At 65.5% G+C, this 16460-nt stretch carries 18 protein-coding genes; 2 read left to right on the top strand and 16 right to left on the bottom strand.

Annotation, left to right across the window (positions count from 1 at the left end; all coding sequences use genetic code 11):
- Positions 1–9 precede the first annotated feature (9 nt).
- The 12 genes from JYP50_RS05570 to ffh all read right to left on the bottom strand — a co-directional run bounded on the left by JYP50_RS05570 (position 10) and on the right by ffh (position 12512).
- Positions 10–1317, bottom strand: a complete 1308-nt coding sequence (locus tag JYP50_RS05570) for a homoserine dehydrogenase (RefSeq protein WP_206559493.1) — start codon at positions 1315–1317, stop codon at positions 10–12.
- Positions 1318–1378: 61 nt separating this feature from the next.
- A complete protein-coding gene (gene alaC, locus JYP50_RS05565; protein ID WP_206559492.1) occupies positions 1379–2572 on the bottom strand; it encodes an alanine transaminase in 1194 nt (397 codons plus the stop codon).
- A gap of 152 nt (positions 2573–2724) precedes the next feature.
- The gene (locus JYP50_RS05560; protein ID WP_206559491.1) at positions 2725–3474 is read right to left on the bottom strand and encodes a DsbC family protein; all 750 of its coding nucleotides are present in this window, start codon (positions 3472–3474) and stop codon (positions 2725–2727) included.
- 283 nt (positions 3475–3757) lie between these two features.
- On the bottom strand, positions 3758–4720 hold the full coding sequence (locus JYP50_RS05555) for an Lrp/AsnC family transcriptional regulator (protein ID WP_206559490.1): 963 nt from the start codon (positions 4718–4720) through the stop codon (positions 3758–3760).
- Between the two features lie 53 nt (positions 4721–4773).
- Positions 4774–7005, bottom strand: a complete 2232-nt coding sequence (locus JYP50_RS05550; protein WP_206559489.1) for a TonB-dependent receptor — start codon at positions 7003–7005, stop codon at positions 4774–4776.
- A 60-nt stretch (positions 7006–7065) separates the two neighbouring features.
- Positions 7066–7566, bottom strand: a complete 501-nt coding sequence (locus tag JYP50_RS05545) for a nuclear transport factor 2 family protein (protein ID WP_206559488.1) — start codon at positions 7564–7566, stop codon at positions 7066–7068.
- 23 nt (positions 7567–7589) lie between these two features.
- Entirely contained in the window at positions 7590–8360 is a 771-nt protein-coding gene (locus JYP50_RS05540; RefSeq protein WP_206559487.1) for an SDR family NAD(P)-dependent oxidoreductase, read from the bottom strand.
- Positions 8361–8599: 239 nt separating this feature from the next.
- Positions 8600–8956 (bottom strand): 50S ribosomal protein L19, encoded by a 357-nt coding sequence (rplS, locus tag JYP50_RS05535; protein WP_206559486.1) that lies wholly within the window; start codon positions 8954–8956, stop codon positions 8600–8602.
- Between the two features lie 74 nt (positions 8957–9030).
- Positions 9031–9786 (bottom strand): tRNA (guanosine(37)-N1)-methyltransferase TrmD, encoded by a 756-nt coding sequence (gene trmD / locus JYP50_RS05530; RefSeq protein WP_206559485.1) that lies wholly within the window; start codon positions 9784–9786, stop codon positions 9031–9033.
- A 43-nt stretch (positions 9787–9829) separates the two neighbouring features.
- Positions 9830–10372 (bottom strand): ribosome maturation factor RimM, encoded by a 543-nt coding sequence (gene rimM, locus JYP50_RS05525; RefSeq protein WP_206559484.1) that lies wholly within the window; start codon positions 10370–10372, stop codon positions 9830–9832.
- A gap of 13 nt (positions 10373–10385) precedes the next feature.
- Entirely contained in the window at positions 10386–10631 is a 246-nt protein-coding gene (gene rpsP / locus JYP50_RS05520; RefSeq protein ID WP_206559483.1) for a 30S ribosomal protein S16, read from the bottom strand.
- Between the two features lie 483 nt (positions 10632–11114).
- Positions 11115–12512 carry a signal recognition particle protein gene (gene ffh / locus JYP50_RS05515; RefSeq protein WP_206559482.1) on the bottom strand — a complete coding sequence of 466 codons (1398 nt, stop codon included), beginning with the start codon at positions 12510–12512 and terminating at the stop codon, positions 11115–11117.
- A 141-nt stretch (positions 12513–12653) separates the two neighbouring features.
- Between ffh and JYP50_RS05510 the strand changes: the two genes are divergently transcribed.
- The gene (locus tag JYP50_RS05510; protein WP_206559481.1) at positions 12654–13454 is read left to right on the top strand and encodes a cytochrome C assembly family protein; all 801 of its coding nucleotides are present in this window, start codon (positions 12654–12656) and stop codon (positions 13452–13454) included.
- Between the two features lie 97 nt (positions 13455–13551).
- Positions 13552–14811: an HlyC/CorC family transporter gene (locus JYP50_RS05505; RefSeq protein WP_206559480.1), complete on the top strand. Its 1260-nt coding sequence runs from the start codon at positions 13552–13554 to the stop codon at positions 14809–14811.
- A gap of 1 nt (position 14812) precedes the next feature.
- Here the strand turns inward: JYP50_RS05505 and JYP50_RS05500 are convergent, their stop codons facing one another.
- Genes JYP50_RS05500 through JYP50_RS05485 form a run of 4 tightly spaced genes read right to left on the bottom strand, consistent with a single transcriptional unit; the run spans position 14813 to position 16460 of the window.
- A complete protein-coding gene (locus JYP50_RS05500; protein WP_206559479.1) occupies positions 14813–15007 on the bottom strand; it encodes a DUF1289 domain-containing protein in 195 nt (64 codons plus the stop codon).
- Between the two features lie 8 nt (positions 15008–15015).
- The gene (locus tag JYP50_RS05495) at positions 15016–15540 is read right to left on the bottom strand and encodes a gamma carbonic anhydrase family protein (RefSeq protein ID WP_206559478.1); all 525 of its coding nucleotides are present in this window, start codon (positions 15538–15540) and stop codon (positions 15016–15018) included.
- The gene (locus tag JYP50_RS05490) at positions 15537–16139 is read right to left on the bottom strand and encodes an NUDIX hydrolase (RefSeq protein WP_206559477.1); all 603 of its coding nucleotides are present in this window, start codon (positions 16137–16139) and stop codon (positions 15537–15539) included. The genes JYP50_RS05495 and JYP50_RS05490 overlap by 4 nt, the downstream gene beginning before the upstream one ends.
- Positions 16140–16460: a YqfO family protein gene (locus JYP50_RS05485; RefSeq protein WP_206559476.1), complete on the bottom strand. Its 321-nt coding sequence runs from the start codon at positions 16458–16460 to the stop codon at positions 16140–16142.

Below are 16460 nucleotides of genomic sequence, written 5' to 3'. Positions count from 1 at the left end.
TTGTACGGCCTAACCGTCCAGCACTTCCACGCGGATGCGGGAAATGCTGTTGCTGATGCTGTCCAGCGCCTCGATCCGCGCCGCCGCCTCGTCCACCTTGCCCTGGGCCGCGCGGTTGGTCAGCAGGATCACCGGCACCCGGGTCGCGCCCGGCGCCGGGGCTTTCTGGATCAGGGCCTCGATGCTGATGCCCTGGTCGCTGAGGATGCTCGCCACCTGGGACAGCACCCCCGGCTTGTCCTCGGCCTCCATGCGCAGGTACCAGGGCGTGACCACGTCGGCCATGGGCACGATGGGCAAATCACGCAGGGCGTCGTCCGTCACCGACAGCGCCGGTACCCGGCTAACCTGGTTGGCGCTGATGTCCCGCGCCAGATCCACCAGGTCCGCCACCACCGCCGAGGCAGTGGGCGCGGCGCCGGCCCCGGCGCCGTAATAGAGGGTGGGCCCCACGGCGCTGCCCTCCACCAGCACGGCGTTTTTGACGCCGTTGACGTTGGCCAGCAGGCGCTCCTTGGGAATCAGGGTCGGGTGCACCCGCAGCTCCACGCCGTCCGCGCCGTGCCGGGCGACGCCCAGGTGCTTGATGCGGTAGCCCAGCTCCTCGGCGTAGTCCATGTCCTGGGGTGTGAGCCGGGTGATGCCCTCGGTGTAAACCGATTCGAACTGCAGGGGAATGCCGAAGGCGATGGAGGCCAGGATCACCAGCTTGTGGGCCGCGTCCACGCCCTCCACGTCGAAGGTGGGGTCGGCCTCGGCGTAACCCAGGGCCTGGGCCTCGGCCAGCACATCGGCGAACTCGCGGCCATGCTCGCGCATCTCGCTGAGGATGAAGTTGCCGGTGCCGTTGATGATGCCCGCCAGCCACTCGATGCGGTTGCCGGCCAGGCCCTCGCGCAGGGCCTTGATGATGGGGATGCCCCCGGCCACCGCGGCCTCGTAGCGCACCGCGACGCCGTGCTCCGCCGCCAGGGCGAAAATTTCGTTGCCAAACTCCGCGATCAGCGCCTTGTTGGCGGTGACGATGTGCTTGCCATTGCGGATCGCGGTTTCCACCAGCTCGCGGGCCACGGTGGTGCCGCCAATCAACTCGACCAGGATATCGACCTCGGGGTCCCGCGCCACCTCGAAGATGTCGCGGCTGACCCGTGTTTCGCTGAGGTCGCACAGCGGGTTGTCGCGGCGCGCGCCCACCAGCGTGATTTCCAGGGGCGCCTGGGCGCGCGCGGCGATCTCCACCGCGTTCTCGCGCAGTACGTTGAACGTGCCACCGCCCACGGTACCCAGGCCACAAATTCCTACTTTGACGGCTTTCAATCTACACCTATCTGTTGTTGTTGCTCGAAGTCACTCGAAGATCATCCCGCGGTGTCGCGCCTCAGGCCTCGACGGCGCCGTCCTGGCGGAACATGCGACGGATATTGCGGATCGCCTGGCGCGTGCGGTGCTCGTTCTCGATCAGGCCGAAGCGCACATAGCCCTCGCCGTACTCGCCGAAGCCCACGCCCGGCGACACCGCCACCTTGGCGTCCTGCAACAGCTTTTTGCTGAATTCCAGGGACCCCATCTCGCGGTAGAACTCGGGCAATTGCGCCCACACGAACATGGTGGCACGGGGCGGTTCCACTGGCCAGCCCGCGGAATTGAGACCGCTGCACAGCACGTCGCGCCGCGAGCGGTACATGGCGTTGATTTCCGCCACGCAGCTCTGGTCGCCCTCCAGCGCGGCGATCGCCGCCACCTGGATCGGGGTGAACATGCCGTAGTCCAGGTAGGACTTCATCCGCGCCAGGGCGCCCACCAGCTCGGCGTTGCCGCAGCAGAAACCCACCCGCCAGCCGGGCATGTTGTAGCTCTTGGACATGGTGAAGAACTCCACCGCCACGTCCCGCGCCCCTTCCACTTGCAGGATCGAGGGCGCCTCGTAACCGTCGAAGCACAAGTCGGCGTAGGCCAAATCCTGCACCACCCAGATGCCGTGCTCGCGGGCCACCGCCACCACCTTCTCGTAAAAGTCGAGTTCCACGCAGTGGGTGGTGGGATTGGAGGGGAAGTTCAGCACCAGCATCTTGGGCCGCGGCCAGCTGTTGCGGATAGCGTTTTCCAGCTCCTCGAAAAACTCCCGCTCGCCGACCATCGGCACGTGGCGGATATCGGCGCCGGAAATCACAAAGCCGTAGGGGTGGATCGGGTAGGAGGGGTTGGGCACCAGCACCGCGTCGCCGGGACCGGTGGTGGCCAGCGCGAGGTGGGCCAGGCCCTCCTTGGAGCCCAGGGTCACAATGGCCTCGGTTTCCGGGTCCAGCTCCACATCGTAGCGCCGGCGATACCAGTCGCAGATGGCCTTGCGCAGGCGCGGAATGCCCTTGGACTGGGAGTAGCGGTGGGTATCGCCGCGCTGGGCGGTCTCCACCATCTTGTCGACGATGTGCGACGGCGTGGGCTGGTCGGGGTTGCCCATGCCGAAGTCGATCACGTCCTCGCCCGCGGCGCGCGCCTGCTGCTTCAGGTCACCGATAATATTGAATACATAGGGCGGCAGGCGCTGGATGCGCTGGAACTGTTTTTCCACGTCGTTTGAACCCGGTCGAATGGCCGCTCGCGGGCGGCGGGATTGTCAAAAAAGGTGGGAAACAGTACTCAGTCCACCGGGGGCTGTCAACGCGCCCGGCGGAGCGGAGGGGGATTCAGTGGAATTCGCGGTATTAAGGCCGCTTATTCGGGCTATTCCAGCCCCAGGGACACCATCAATTCGTCCGCCGACTGGTAGCCGGGGATCATCTGGCCGCTCTCGGTGACGATGGCCGGCGTACCGCGCACGCCCATCTCCTGGCCGAGCTTGTACTGCCTGGCGACGGGATTGCCCGGGCAGACTTTCTCGGGCACGTTCTCGCGGTTTTTCAGGCGGGTCAGCGCGCCCTGGGGATCGTCGGCACACCAGGCGCTGGCCAGCTGGCGGAAGCCCGGGGAACCCAGGCCGGCCCGGGGATAGGCCAGGTAGCGCACCTCCACGCCGCGCTTGTTGAGCTCGGGAACCTCCTTGTGCAGCTTCTGGCAGTAGAAACAGGTGACATCGGTGAACACGGTAATGTGGCCCCGGGTCTCGCCCTCGGCGGCGAACACGATCATGTCCTTGTTTTCCACCCCGGCCAGGCGCTCCAGGCGCATTTTGTCGCGGCGCTGCTCCGCCAGGTTGACGTAACCCTTGGGGCCCACGCTGAACAGGTCGCCCACCACGAAATAACTGCCATCCGCGGTGGCGTAGACCAACGGCCCGTCCTTGAACTGCACCTCGTACATGCCCGGCATTTCGCTGGTGGAAACCGTGTCGATCTTGAGTCCGACGCTCGGGACTTCCATGGCCGAGCGCAGCTTGTCGATCACCGACTTGTCGACGGGCTCGCCGGCGCGCGCCAGGGCGGCCGCCAGGCACAATGCCAGCGCCGGCAGGGTAAACAGGTGTTTTAACGTCATATTGTCGTCCTTATCGCCCCGCCAGCCCGGGGTTGTTGTGTCAAGTATGCCAATTGGAGGCTGCTGCCCGGCTTTAGTTCCTTGTAGCCGGTTGCGGCCGCCCCAGTGCACCCGCCGCGCCCGGCAATGCCGGCCAGCCGATTCGCGAAGGCGCCTGCGCGGGGTCGGGCGCGGCGTCGCGGCGTCGCGGCGTCGCGGCGTCGCGGCGTCGCGGCGTCGCGGCGTAGAGTGTAATACGATAACGGAAGGCCTGGCGAGTCGGGGCACTGCGCGCCGGCGCGCCCTACAGCACCAGGCCCAGCAGCGACTGGTGCTTGAGCTGCTTGATGCAATGCGAGGGAGCGGTGCTCTTGACGCCGGGAATGCTGATCACTTTGTCGTGCAGCACTTCGGTCAGCTCCTCCAATTCCGTGACGTGGATGCAACAGATGATGTCGTGGCGGCCGAGGGTGGTGCAGACGAACGTGATCTCATCGATGGCCGACAGCGCCCGGCAGACCGACCGGCTCATGCCTCCCCGCACCCGCAGACCGACGAAGGCGTCGTTCACCGCTCTCGCCGGAATCGGGTAGGGTGTCGCCATGCTGAGCTGCTTGTTGGCCTGCATGCGCCGGATACGGGTGCGCACCGCGCTTTCCGAGATCGCCAGTTCACCGGCGATGGCGCGGTTGCTCTTGCGCACGTCCTCGGCGAGGCAGTGGACAATCTTCAGGTCCAGCGGGTCCAGCCGGTCGCGCCGCAGCGGCGCCTCGCGGTGGGGCGCGGTGAGCCGCCCCCGCTGGAATTTCCAGACTTCCAGGGCCAGCGCGGAGTCGACATGGGCGACACCGGCGATGGCCACCAGGGACTCCGCCAGCAGGGTGCTGACCGCCTCGCGGCTCTTCACCGCGGCCACCACCTCCACGTCGCAGGCACCCACCACCACATTGACCGTCAGCGCGGGCTCCAGGGCCGCGACATCCCCGGCGACCAGCAGGGGCGAGCGCCCCTCGACCTTGATACCGATAATCAACAGGTACTCGTAGCCGGCGGCGTGCAAATCCAGCACCGGCCCGAGGTGTAGCAGGCCGGCGCCGCGCAGGCGCTCGATCCGGCGCTTGGCGGTGGGGGCGGAAATGCCGATTTCATCGGCGATCTCCCGCGTGGGCCGCCGCACATTGCCCTCCAGGGCCGCCGCCAGGGCGCGGTCGGTATCATCCATCGAGGCTGGGATGGGGGCCGGGGTGGGGGTTGCCGTGTCGTCCATGCAAGATCCGCGGGTTGGCCGGGCGCGGGAACAACAGCGCCCGGCGCACCGGATTACAGGCGATACTTGAAACTCGCCAGGTAAGTGCGGGGCGCATTATAGCTGCCCTCGACGAAGCCGAAAAACCCGGCGCCGTCGAAGCCCGCATTCAGCACGCGCTTGTCACCCAGGTTCAGGCCCTGGAGCGACAGCTGCCACTGCTGGTCTTGCGGCTCATAGCTGAGGCTGGCGTTAAAGAGCGTGTGACCCGCCGGGTGCAGCTGCTCGGTATTGACCGCGTTGAGGTAGTAGTCCGAGGTGTACTTCATATCCGCGCGGGCGAGCACCGAGCCCCTGGCGCCGAGGTCGAAGCGGTAGTCGGCGGCCAGGTTCACGGTCCAGTCCGGGGTTTGCTTGAGCTCGGTGTCGGTGAAGTCGCCGGTGACATCGACCCAGCCGTCGGAATCGTCCCGCAAATAGCCCAGCCCCGCCTGGATTTGCCAGTCGGCGCCCGGCAGCCAGGTGGCCTCCAGCTCGAAGCCGGAGATACTGGCTTTGGAGGCGTTTTCGGTGGCCACGGAACCGGCGCGGGTGATCAGCAGCTGGATATCCTCGTAGTCGTTGTAGAACACCGCCGCGTTCAGCCGCAGGCTGCGCGCCAGCAACTCCGCCTTGAGGCCCGCCTCGTAGCTGGTCAGGGTTTCGGGATCGTATTCCTGCAGGTCGGCGGCGCTGCCGAAGGCCCGGCCGTTGTAGCCGCCACTGCGAAAACCGCGGCTGACGTGGGCATAGGTCATGATGTCGTCGTCCAGCTGGTAGCTGATGCCCAGCTTGGGCGAGGTGTTAGACCAGTCCTGCGAGCAATCGAAGTAGGTCCGTGCCGCGTCAAAGCGACAGCTGCCGACGGGCTGGCCCGGTGCCGGGAACACAAAGGGCGCGTCGAAATCGTAGTAGCTGATTTGCTGCTGGAAGTCCTTCTCCTCCACGGTGTGACGCAACCCGGCATAGAGATTCCATTTTTCGGTCAGGGCGTAGTCGCCGTGCAGGTAGGCCGCGTAGCTGGTGGTTTCCTGCAGGTTGTCGTAGCGCACCGAGGTGCCGATGCCCTCGATAATGATCAGGTCGGTGTTGTCCTGGCTCTCTTCCTCGAAGTAGTACAGGCCAGCCACCCAGTCCAGCGCCCCGTGCTGGCCGGTCAGTTGCAGCTCCTGGCTGAACTGCTCGTGCTCCAGGTCGTGGCTGTCGCCGGTGTAGTTCAGGGCGCTGTTGTCGCCGTCGCGACCGAACAGCGCGTCGGTTTCGCGGTAGCCGGTGATCGCCTTCAACTCCACCGCGCCCAGTTGCCAGGTATTGGTCCAGTTCAGGCCGAGGCCGTCGACGTCGTCGTTCGGCAGGGATCCGCTGGCGCCCGACACATCGATATCGGCATTGGGCGTACAGCAGGGGGTGGCGGGATTCAGGGTGTTCCACAGGTCGCCAAAGAACGAACCGTCCTGGAAGGACAGCATCACGTTGGGATAGCCGGTCTGGTCCTGCTCGTGCCAGTCGATGAACAAGGTCGACTCAAACGTATCCGAGGGTGTCCAGTTCAGAATCAGCCGCGCGGTGGCCAGGTCCACGTCGCCGGCGTCGGGGCCGGGACGGGACTGCCAGCCGTCGGCGTCCTTTTGCAGGTAGGACAGGCTCGCCGCGAGGGTGTCGGTCAAGGCCGTCTGGCCGTAGAACGACAGGCCGCGAAAGTCGCGCGAGCCGGCGCTGAGCTCGATTTCCGCCTCGGTGTTGCCGTCGGGTTTGCGCGTGACCACATTGATGGCGCCGCCAATGCTGTTCTTGCCGAACAGGCTGCCCTGGGGCCCGCGCAGCACCTCGATGCGGCCGACGTCCTTCAATTCCATGTTGGCGCCGAAGGCGCGGGCGATATACACGCCGTCCAGGTACAGGCCGACAGTGGGATCGGTGGTGATGATGAAGTCGGTTTCGCCAACGCCGCGGATAAAGGCATTGACGGTGGAACTGCCGCCGCCGGTGCCGACGGTGAAGGTGAGGTTCGGCGTCTGCCGGTCAATGGCCGTCAGCTGGCTGATACCGGCCTCGGACAGGGTTTCGCCAGTCAACGCGGTGACGGCGATGGGCGTCTGCTGCAGGTTTTCCGCCCGCTTGCGCGCGGTAACGACCACCTCTTCCAGGGCCGCCTGGGCTTGAGGGACGCCAAGCGCCAGGGGCACGGCGACGGTCAGGGGCAGGGCCACTGGGAGGGCCGCGCCAAACAGCGCCGCCCGACCGAGGGATGAAGCTGGGGTTTTCATGGTGTAACTCCTCGCGGTTTTATCCTGGTTTTGTTGTTTGCTCGATGGCGTGCCTATACATCAGGCGTCCGGCATGCGGCTGCCGGCGTAGGTCACCACCGATTGCCCGGCGGCAAAGTCCTGCATTTCCACCGCGGTGACGGTGAAGCGGCTGGCGGTGATCAGCCACTCGCCGTCGACGCGCTGGTAGTGATCGTCGTAGTGGCCGCCCAGTTGTATCCGGGTCTTGTCGCGGGTATTGAGGCTCAAAAAGCGCAGGCAGATTTTCGCCGTGGCCCGGTCCGCGCCCTGCAACTCGACCAGGGGATTCTGGGCGTGGTGCATGTCGACGATGTGTTCGTGGCAACCCAGCTCCTTGAAGACCTCGACGAAGGCCTCGCGGCTGTCGAACTGGCCGATATGGCCGAAGTCGATGGCCACGGGCCCCGGGGCGAAACAGGCCAGCACCTGCTCCGGGCGCTTCTCGTCGCAGGCGTTGAGGTAGCGGTACTTGAGCGCCTTGATGGCATCGATGGCTTCCAGCTGCTCGACGCGCCGGGCCAGTACATTCAGTTCGTTCATAGCGGTTTCCATAATACAAAGCCCTAATCGCGGTGCTCGCCGAGCAGCGGCATGCCGCCATCGACCGGATACACCGCGCCAGTAATGTAGGAGGCCGCCTCACTGGCCAGAAAGCTCACCAGCTCGGCCACTTCCCGCGGCTCGCCCACGCGCTTGAGCATGGTGGTCGCGGCCAGCGGCGAGGCGTTGACCTGCGCCAGGCTGCCGGCGGTGATCATCATGTCGGTGTAGATCGGGCCCGGGCAGATCGCGTTGACGCGAACCCCGCGCGGGCCGAACTCCGCGGCTGCGGCTTTGACCAGCCCGACCACGCCGTGCTTGCTGGCGACATAGGCGGGCAAACCGGCGCTGCCTTCACGGCCGGCGAAGGAAGCGGTGGCGATCACCGAGCCGCCACTTGCGGGCATGATCGGCACCAGGTGCTTGAGGCCCAGAAAGACGCCATTGAGGTTGATGTCGATGACCTGCCGCCAATCGTCCAGGGTACTGTCGAGGATGGCGGTCTGGCGCAGGATGCCGGCATTGAGGTGGATAATCCGCGGCGGGCCCAACTCGCGCGCGACACGCTCGGCCAGGGCCGCGTTGTCCGCTTCGAGGCTGACATCCAGCTCGGCGGCGATAGCCTGCGCGCCGCGCTGGCGGATACCCGCGGCCACCGTCTCGGCCCCCGCCAGGTTGATGTCCGCCACACAGACCCGCGCACCGCGCTCGGCCAGCAACTCGGCGCTGGCGCGGCCGATACCGGTCGCCGCGCCGGTGACCACGGCCACACGGTCGGCGAATAGCTTATTCATTACAAAAACTCTCCAGACAAATATTTTTCGTTTGCGTTTTATTTCTACAAAATTAAACGCATATGGAATATCTGTCCAGAGCCGGCTGGATGCATAGTTAGTCCAGGCGGGCCGGAGAGCCGTCCGCCGGGGCGGCGATGCGGGAGGAGATCGCTCGCGCAGGGCGGAGAACCCGCCCCACAACGAAAAAGCGGCCACTGGGGCCGCTTTGGGGTACTGCTTGGAGAAGGAGTGCCGGCTTAGTTGGCCAGCTTCTCCTTGATGCGGGCCGCCTTGCCGCTCAGCTCGCGCAGGTAGTACAGCTTGGCCTGGCGCACGTCGCCGCGGCGCTTCACCTGGATGCTGTCGACCAGCGGGCTGTAGCTCTGGAAGGTACGCTCGACACCCACGCCGTGGGAGATCTTGCGCACGGTGAACGCGGAGTTCAGGCCGCGGTTGCGCTTGCCGATCACAACGCCTTCAAAGGCCTGCAGGCGCTCGCGGGTGCCTTCCTTTACTTTCACCTGCACAACCACGGTGTCACCCGGGCTGAACTCAGGCAGTTCTTTTTCCATCTGTTCAGCGTCAAGCTGAGAGATAATCTTGTTGGTGCTCATGGTGCGCTCCTGTCGTATCAAACTCGTAGCTTCACAGCTAGCGATCATCTAAAAGCCTTGTCGCGGCGCCGCTCTCATGACGAGGGGTTCTCGCTGAGGTACTCGGCCAGCAATTCCTCTTCCTCGGGCGTCATCGCCCTGCCCTCCAGCAAGTCCGGGCGCCGCTCCCGCGTGCGACCCAGCGCCTGCTTCAGGCGCCAGCGGCGGATCCGCTCGTGATCCCCGCTGAGTAATACTTCCGGCACGACCTTGCCCTGGTAAGCCTCGGGCCGGGTGTAGTGCGGGCAATCCAGCAGGCCGTTGGCGAAGGAATCCTCATCCGCCGAGGCCTCGTGGCCCAGCACCCCGGGCAACTGCCGGGTCACCGCGTCGATGACCACCATGGCGGCCAGCTCGCCACCGGTCAACACGTAGTCGCCGATCGACAACTCCTCGTCCACCTCGGCCTCGATCAGGCGCTCATCCACGCCCTCGTAGCGACCGGCGACCAGGATCAGCGCCTCCTTCTGTGCCAGCGCCACCGCCCTGCGGTGGTCGAAACGCCGCCCCTGGGGCGAGAGGTAGACCACATGGGGCCTCGCCCCGTCTTCTCCCCTCACCTGCTCCCGCGCGGCGGCGATGGCCTGCTGCAGCGGGTCGATCTTCATCAACATGCCCGGGCCGCCGCCGTAGGGCCTGTCGTCCACCGTGCGATGCCTGTCCACGGTGTAGTCACGCGGGTTGCTGTGGCTGATGCCCACCAACGCCTGCCTGACCGCCCGGCCCGTCACCCCGTGCTCGGTGACGGCGCCGAACATTTCCGGAAACAGGCTCACCACTGCGATGCGCATTGTGCCCTGCCCCCGTTTACGTTCACTCCGTCGGTGTCGGTTCCTACTCGTCGGGGAACCAGTCCACCTCTATTCGGCCTGCTTCCAGGTCCACCCTGCGCACGACATCGCCGGGCAGGTACGGGATCAGGCGCTCCCGTTCGTCGATACTCCGCGCGCTGGCTTTCACCACCAGCACGTCGTTGGCGCCGGTCTCGATGAGGTAGTCCACCGTGCCCAACAGGACATCGCCGTCATCGGTACCACACCAGACTTCCAGGCCCTCCAGCTGGTGCCAGTAGAAGTCGCCTTCCTCCAGCGCCGGCAGGCTGCCGGCCGGTACCGCCACTTCCAGGCCCTGGTAGCTCTCCGCCGTGGTGCGATCATCCACACCGCGGATATGGGCCACCAGCCCCTTGCCGTGACGCTTGCCGGCATCGAAGTCGATGGGGCCTGGCCCCTCGCGACGCCGGATTACCCACCCCCCGTACTTGAGGAAGTTTTCCTGGGGGTCGGTATAGGAGTGCACCTTGACCCAGCCCTTGATGCCGTAACAGCCGGTGATCTTGCCGACCGTCAGCAGCTCACCCGGGTCATGGTCTCCCATCGGACGCAAGCACTCAGGCCGCGGCGCTGTCCTTCAGCAGCTTGGCCACGCGATCGGACAGCTGGGCGCCCTGGCCCTGCCAGTACTCGATGCGGTCGGCGTCGATGCGCAGGCGCTCTTCCTGGCCGCGGGCGACCGGGTTGAAGAAGCCGACGCGCTCGATGAAGCGGCCATCGCGTGAGTTGCGGCTGTCAGTCACCGTCAGGTGGTAGAACGGGCGCTTCTTGGCGCCACCGCGCGACAAACGAATTGTTACCATAATTGCGTAAATTCCTGAAAATTAGTGGGGAAATGCGGCGAACCCCACCACAATTCCACGGCAAACACCGGCACCAGGGCCGGAAAGGTGGCGTATCATACGGAAAATCCCGCCGCATGGAAACCCCCGGCGGCGGAAATTTTGCAGCGATTTCGGGGGTTTAGATCGCCCTGTGGGGTGGGATTTTTCTGCCGGGGCGGTCGGGCGGGCGGTGGTCGAATGAATTCGACCCTACACGGACGGTGGCGCATCCCCTGTAGGGCGGACAGCGGGCCCCTCTTTTCGGGTCATTCATTCCGCCGCTTTTGGTCGAATGAATTCGACCCTACACGGATGGTGGCGTATCCCCTTGTAGGGCGGAATTCATTCCGCCGCTTTTGGTCGAATGAATTCGACCCTACACGGACGGTGGCGCCTCCCCTGTAGGGCGGAATTCATTCCGCCGCTTTTGGTCGAATGAATTCGACCCTACAGGGAGAGGGATTAGCGGAAGGGGAAACCGCCCCCCGCGCCGCCGGGGGGCATCATGCCGCCACCGCCGCCGCCCATTCCGCCCAGGCCGCGCATCATTTTCTCCATGCCGCCGCCCTTCATTTTCTTCATCATCTTCTGCATCTGCTTGTGCTGCTTGAGCAGGCGGTTCAGGTCCTGCACCTGGGTGCCGGAGCCCTGGGTGATGCGGCGCTTGCGCGAGCCGGAGATGAGCTCGGGCTTGCGCCGCTCCATCGGCGTCATGGAATTGATCATCGCCTCCATGCGCGCGAACATCTTCATGTCCAGGTTCTGCTGGGCCATCTGCGCCATGTTGCCCATGCCCGGCAGCTTGTCGAGCATGCCGGTGATGCCGCCCATGTTGTTCATCTGCTGCAGCTGGTCGCGGAAGTCCTCCAGGTCGAAACGCTGCCCCTTCTTGACCTTGCGCGCCAGCTTCTCCGCCTTCTTGCGGTCGACCTTTTGCTCCGCCTCCTCGATCAGCGACAGCATGTCGCCCATGCCGAGGATGCGCGAGGCCAGGCGGTCGGGATGGAAGGGGTCCAGGGCGGCGGTCTTCTCGCCCACCCCGAGGAACTTGATCGGCTTGCCGGTGATGGTGCGCACCGACAGCGCGGCACCGCCGCGGGAGTCCGCATCGACCTTGGTCAGGATCACGCCGGTGAGCGGCAGGGCCTCGCCGAAGGCCTTGGCGGTGGTGGCCGCGTCCTGGCCGGTCATGGCGTCGACCACGAACAGGGTCTCCGCCGGATTAACGACTTTGTGCAGCTCGGCGATCTCCGCCATCATCGCCTCGTCCACGGTAAGGCGGCCCGCGGTATCGACGATCAGCACGTCGGAAAACTTCACTTTGGCGTGATCGATCGCCGCCCGGGCGATATCCACCGGCTTCTGGTCGGGCTCGCTGGGGAAGAAATCCACCCCCACCTCGCCGGCCAGGGTCTCCAGCTGCTTGATCGCCGCCGGGCGGTAGACGTCGGCGCTGACCACGGTAACGGACTTCTTGTCGCGCTCCTTGAGCAGCTTGGCCAGCTTGGCCACCGAAGTGGTTTTACCGGCGCCCTGCAGGCCCGCCATGAGGATCACCGCCGGCGGCTGCACCGCCAGGTTGAGGCCCTCGTTGGCCTCGCCCATTACCGACTCCAGCTCGGTCTGGACGATTTTCAGGAAGGCCTGGCCCGGGCTCAGGCTCTTCGTCACCTCCATGCCCAGGGCGCGCTGCTTGACCGCCTCGACGAACTGTTTCACCACCGGCAGGGCGACATCGGCCTCCAGCAGGGCCATGCGCACCTCGCGCAGGGTGTCCTGGATATTGTCCTCGGAGAGCCGCGCTTTGCCGGTGACGTTGCGCAGGCTGTTGGACAGGCGATCTGACAAACTCTGGAACATGGGGAGTCTCTTGGTAAAGCTGCAATGACGGCTTCGCGGCCGGGCCTGAAACCCGGCCCGGGCCCGGGGCTATTGATTCCGCCGGAACACTTAGGTACAAAGGTGCGCAGTATACGCCACCCGAGCCCATCCCCCAAACCCATGCCCTTGCCCTTCATTGCCACCCTGGCCGCCCTGCTCTACCTGGTGGCGACCGGGCTGCAGGTGCTGAGCCTCGCCCAGCGCGCGGCGCACGCCAGCCGCACCCTGGTGCTGGTCACCGTACTCGCCCTCGGCTGCCACGCCCTGGTGGCCTGGGACAACGTCGCCGTCGGCGAGGGGGTCCACCTGGGCTTTTATAAAATCTCGGCGCTGATCTTCCTGGTGATCAATATCGCCTGCCTGGCCTCCATCCTGTGGCGCCGGCCTTTGCAGAACCTGCTGCTGGTCACCTTCCCCCTGTCGGCGGTGGCCGTGCTGGTGTCGACCTTCGGCCCGCAGACCGACACCAGCAGCGGCCAGCTGGGGCCCGGCCTGCTGGTGCACGTGGCCAGCTCCATCCTCGCCTATGCGGTGCTCACCCTGGCGGCGGTGCAGGCGGCGCTGGTGGCGGTGCAGGACTACCAGCTGCGCCACCGCCACCCCGGCGGCATCGTGCGCGTGCTGCCGCCATTGCAATTGATGGAAACCATGCTGTTCGAACTGCTGTGGGCCGGCGTGCTGCTGCTCACCCTGGCCATCGCCACCGGCTTTTTATTCGTGGAGGACCTGTTCGCCCAGCACCTGGTGCACAAGACCACGCTGACCATCATCGCCTGGCTCACCTTCTCCACCCTGCTGTGGGGGCACTACCAGCTGGGCTGGCGCAGCCAGACCGCGGTGCGCTTCACCCTGGCGGGGTTCGCGGCGCTGATGCTGGCCTTTTTCGGCTCCAAACTGGTGCTGGAGCTGATCCTCACCTGACCCTCACCTTTTCCCACCGGGGCGCGAACGGGCTTGCCCCGCCCGGGGATTTTCTTCAAGATAGCCGTTTCCAGAATTTCAGGGGTTCATTCCTGCTTTGAACGAAGCACCGCTGGGTCTTTTAAGCTCAGTTCTGGTAGTCCTCATCCTGCTCTCCGGTTTCTTCTCCAGTTCGGAAACCGGCATGATGTCCCTCAACCGCTACCGGCTGAAACACCTCCGCAAGAACAAGCACCGTGGGGCGCACCGGGCCAGCAAGCTGCTGCAGCGTCCGGACCGCCTGATCGGCTTGATCCTGATCGGTAATAACCTCGTCAACATCCTCGCCTCGGCGATCGCCACCGTGATCGCGATCCGCCTGTGGGGCGACGCCGGTATCGCCATCGCCACCGGCGGCCTGACCCTGGTCATCCTGATCTTCGCCGAGATCACCCCCAAGACCATCGCCGCCCTGCACCCGGAAAAGGTCGCCTTCCCGGCCAGCGTAATACTGCTGCCGCTGATGAAGCTGATGTACCCGCTGGTATGGCTGATCAACTCGGTGACCAACGGCCTGCTGCGCCTGTTGGGCGTGGACCCCTCCAAGGCCGGCGACGAGCACGTGTCCACCGAGGAACTGCGCACCATCGTCACCGAGGCCGGGCAGCTGATTCCCACCCGCCACCGGGGCATGCTGCTCAACATCCTCGACCTCGAGGAAGTGTCGGTGGACGACATCATGGTGCCGCGCAACGATGTGTACGGCATCGACCTCGACGACTCCGACGAGGACATCCTGCGCACCATCCAGTCCAGTTCCCACACCCGCCTGCCGGTGTGGCGCGACGACATCAACAACGTGGTCGGCGTGCTGCACATGCGCAACATCAGCCGTATTATCGACTCCCAGGGCCTGGACCGCGCGGCGCTGGAACGGGAGATGGAGACCCCCTACTTCATCCCCGAGAGCACCCCGCTGCACACCCAGCTGTTCAACTTCCAGAAGAACAAGCTGCGCCTGGGCATCGTGGTGGACGAATACGGCGACGTGATGGGCCTGGTGACCCTGGAGGACATCCTCGAGGAGATCGTCGGCGAGTTCACCTCCAACCTGCTGGATACCGCCGACGTGATCTTCCCCCAGCGCGACGGCAGCTACATCATCACCGGCAACGCCAACATCCGCGAGATCAACAAGTCGCTGGACTGGGAGCTGCCCACCGACGGGCCAAAGACCGTCAGCGGCCTGGTGCTGGAATACCTGGAATCCTTCCCCGACGCCAACGTGGGCCTGGCCATCGACGGCTACCTGCTGGAAACGCAGGAGCTGCAGGGCAACGTGGTACAGGCGGTACGGGCCCGCGTGCAGGCCGCCTGATTCAGCCCAGGCGGATCGGGTTGTCGGCGATCAGGCGCGCCCGGGCGCGCTCGAGGATGGCGCGTTTTTCCTCGGCGCTGGCCATGAACCAGTCGGTGATCTCATCGGCGCTGCGGTAGCAGCCCAGGCACACGTCCTCTTCATTGAGAACGCACACCGCGATGCAGGGGGATTGGGGTTCCGCACTGTCGCTCATGGACGGCCTCAGTCCTGTTCCGCCAGTAGCGCGCTGAACTGCGCGGCGTTGTTGACGTAGTGCTCGGCGTTGAGTTGCAGCATCTTCCGCGCGTCCTCGTCCAGGGTCCGCTTGATCTTCGCCGGCGCGCCCAGCACCATGCTGCCATCGGGAATCTCCATGCCCTCGGTCACCAGGGCGTTGGCGCCGATCAGGCAGTTTTTGCCCACTTTGGCGCCGTTGAGCACCACCGCGCCAATACCCACCAGGGAGCCGTCGCCGATGCTGCAGCCGTGCAGCATGGCGTTGTGGCCCACGGTCACATTCTCGCCAATGACGGCGGGAAAGCCGGGGTCGGCGTGGATCACCGTGCCGTCCTGGATATTGCTGCCGGCACCCACGGCAATGCGCTCGGCATCGCCGCGCAGCACGCAGCTGAACCAGACGCTGGCGCGCTCGCCCAGGGTGACATCGCCGATCACCGCCGCATTGGGGGCGATGAAATGGCCCTCGCCCTCCAGTTTGACCTGCTTGTCCCCGAGGCTGTATTTCATGGTGTTTCCTTCCAGTTGCGTTTCAGATCGAAGCCGGCATCGTAGACCACGTTGACGATCTGGGCCAGCACCGCGGCGGTGACACCCCAGACATTATCGTCGCCGATGCAGTAGTGCGGCACGTGGACCTGCCGGCTGCCGGCGGACATCAACTCCAGGCGGAACAGCGCCGGATCGGCAAAGCGCGCCAGGGGCGGCAGGAACACGCTGTCGAACTCCGCCGGGTCGGCGCTCAGCTCCACGTCCGCGGGAATCACGCCGATGCAGGGGTAGACACAAAAACCCGTGCGGGTGATCAGGGGCGACAGTTCGGCGCGGCGCTTAACCAGCGCCGGCGACAGGGCCACTTCCTCTTGCGACTCACGCAGCGCGGTGTCCCAGGGAGAATGATCCTCCGCCTCGCGCTTGCCGCCGGGAAAGGCGATCTCGCCGGGGTGCAGGGGCAGGTGGTCGGCGCGCCGGCCCAACACCACCCGGGGCGCGGGCTCGTCGGTCAGGGCCACCAGCACGCCGGCCTGGCGCCCCACCCCCTCCCAGGCTTCGCGCCGGCAGGGGTGGCGCTCGGCGAGGCCGTCCAGTAGTCCGTCGGCGCCGGCCATCTAGGCGGGGAACTCCGTCACCACCTGCAGTACATCGTAGGCCGGCTCTTCATAGGGATGGGCCGCCTTCAGGGCGGCGAGTACGGTGGCGATATGCGCCTCGTCGCACACCAGCTCCACCCGGTACTCGTCCACCTGTTCGATTTCGCCCTGTTTGCCCAGGAAGGGGTCACTGCCCGCCAGCGGACGGAACTGCCCCTGGCCGAGCACCTGCCAGCAACAGCTGTCGTAATCGCCGATACGGCCGCCGCCAGCGGCGAAGACCGCGGTTTTTACGGCCTCGACATGGGTTTCCGGCACATAGAAGCAGAGCTTGTACAC

The sequence above is a fragment of the Parahaliea mediterranea genome, from assembly GCF_017255185.1.
Taxonomy (GTDB): domain Bacteria; phylum Pseudomonadota; class Gammaproteobacteria; order Pseudomonadales; family Halieaceae; genus JAFKCZ01.
This window is presented reverse-complemented; position numbering and strand designations above follow the sequence as displayed.

Excerpts from the sequence above, each read along its gene's own strand:
- JYP50_RS05560 (WP_206559491.1), bottom strand. The coding sequence starts at position 3,474 with ATGACGTTAAAACACCTGTTTACCCTGCCGGCGCTGGCATTGTGCCTG.
- JYP50_RS05555 (WP_206559490.1), bottom strand. The coding sequence starts at position 4,720 with ATGGACGACACGGCAACCCCCACCCCGGCCCCCATCCCAGCCTCGATG.
- JYP50_RS05550 (WP_206559489.1), bottom strand. The coding sequence starts at position 7,005 with ATGAAAACCCCAGCTTCATCCCTCGGTCGGGCGGCGCTGTTTGGCGCG.
- JYP50_RS05545 (WP_206559488.1), bottom strand. The coding sequence starts at position 7,566 with ATGAACGAACTGAATGTACTGGCCCGGCGCGTCGAGCAGCTGGAAGCC.
- JYP50_RS05540 (WP_206559487.1), bottom strand. The coding sequence starts at position 8,360 with ATGAATAAGCTATTCGCCGACCGTGTGGCCGTGGTCACCGGCGCGGCG.
- rplS (WP_206559486.1), bottom strand. The coding sequence starts at position 8,956 with ATGAGCACCAACAAGATTATCTCTCAGCTTGACGCTGAACAGATGGAA.
- trmD (WP_206559485.1), bottom strand. The coding sequence starts at position 9,786 with ATGCGCATCGCAGTGGTGAGCCTGTTTCCGGAAATGTTCGGCGCCGTC.
- rimM (WP_206559484.1), bottom strand. The coding sequence starts at position 10,372 with ATGGGAGACCATGACCCGGGTGAGCTGCTGACGGTCGGCAAGATCACC.
- rpsP (WP_206559483.1), bottom strand. The coding sequence starts at position 10,631 with ATGGTAACAATTCGTTTGTCGCGCGGTGGCGCCAAGAAGCGCCCGTTC.
- ffh (WP_206559482.1), bottom strand. The coding sequence starts at position 12,512 with ATGTTCCAGAGTTTGTCAGATCGCCTGTCCAACAGCCTGCGCAACGTC.
- JYP50_RS05510 (WP_206559481.1), top strand. The coding sequence starts at position 12,654 with ATGCCCTTGCCCTTCATTGCCACCCTGGCCGCCCTGCTCTACCTGGTG.
- JYP50_RS05500 (WP_206559479.1), bottom strand. The coding sequence starts at position 15,007 with ATGAGCGACAGTGCGGAACCCCAATCCCCCTGCATCGCGGTGTGCGTT.
- JYP50_RS05495 (WP_206559478.1), bottom strand. The coding sequence starts at position 15,540 with ATGAAATACAGCCTCGGGGACAAGCAGGTCAAACTGGAGGGCGAGGGC.
- JYP50_RS05490 (WP_206559477.1), bottom strand. The coding sequence starts at position 16,139 with ATGGCCGGCGCCGACGGACTACTGGACGGCCTCGCCGAGCGCCACCCC.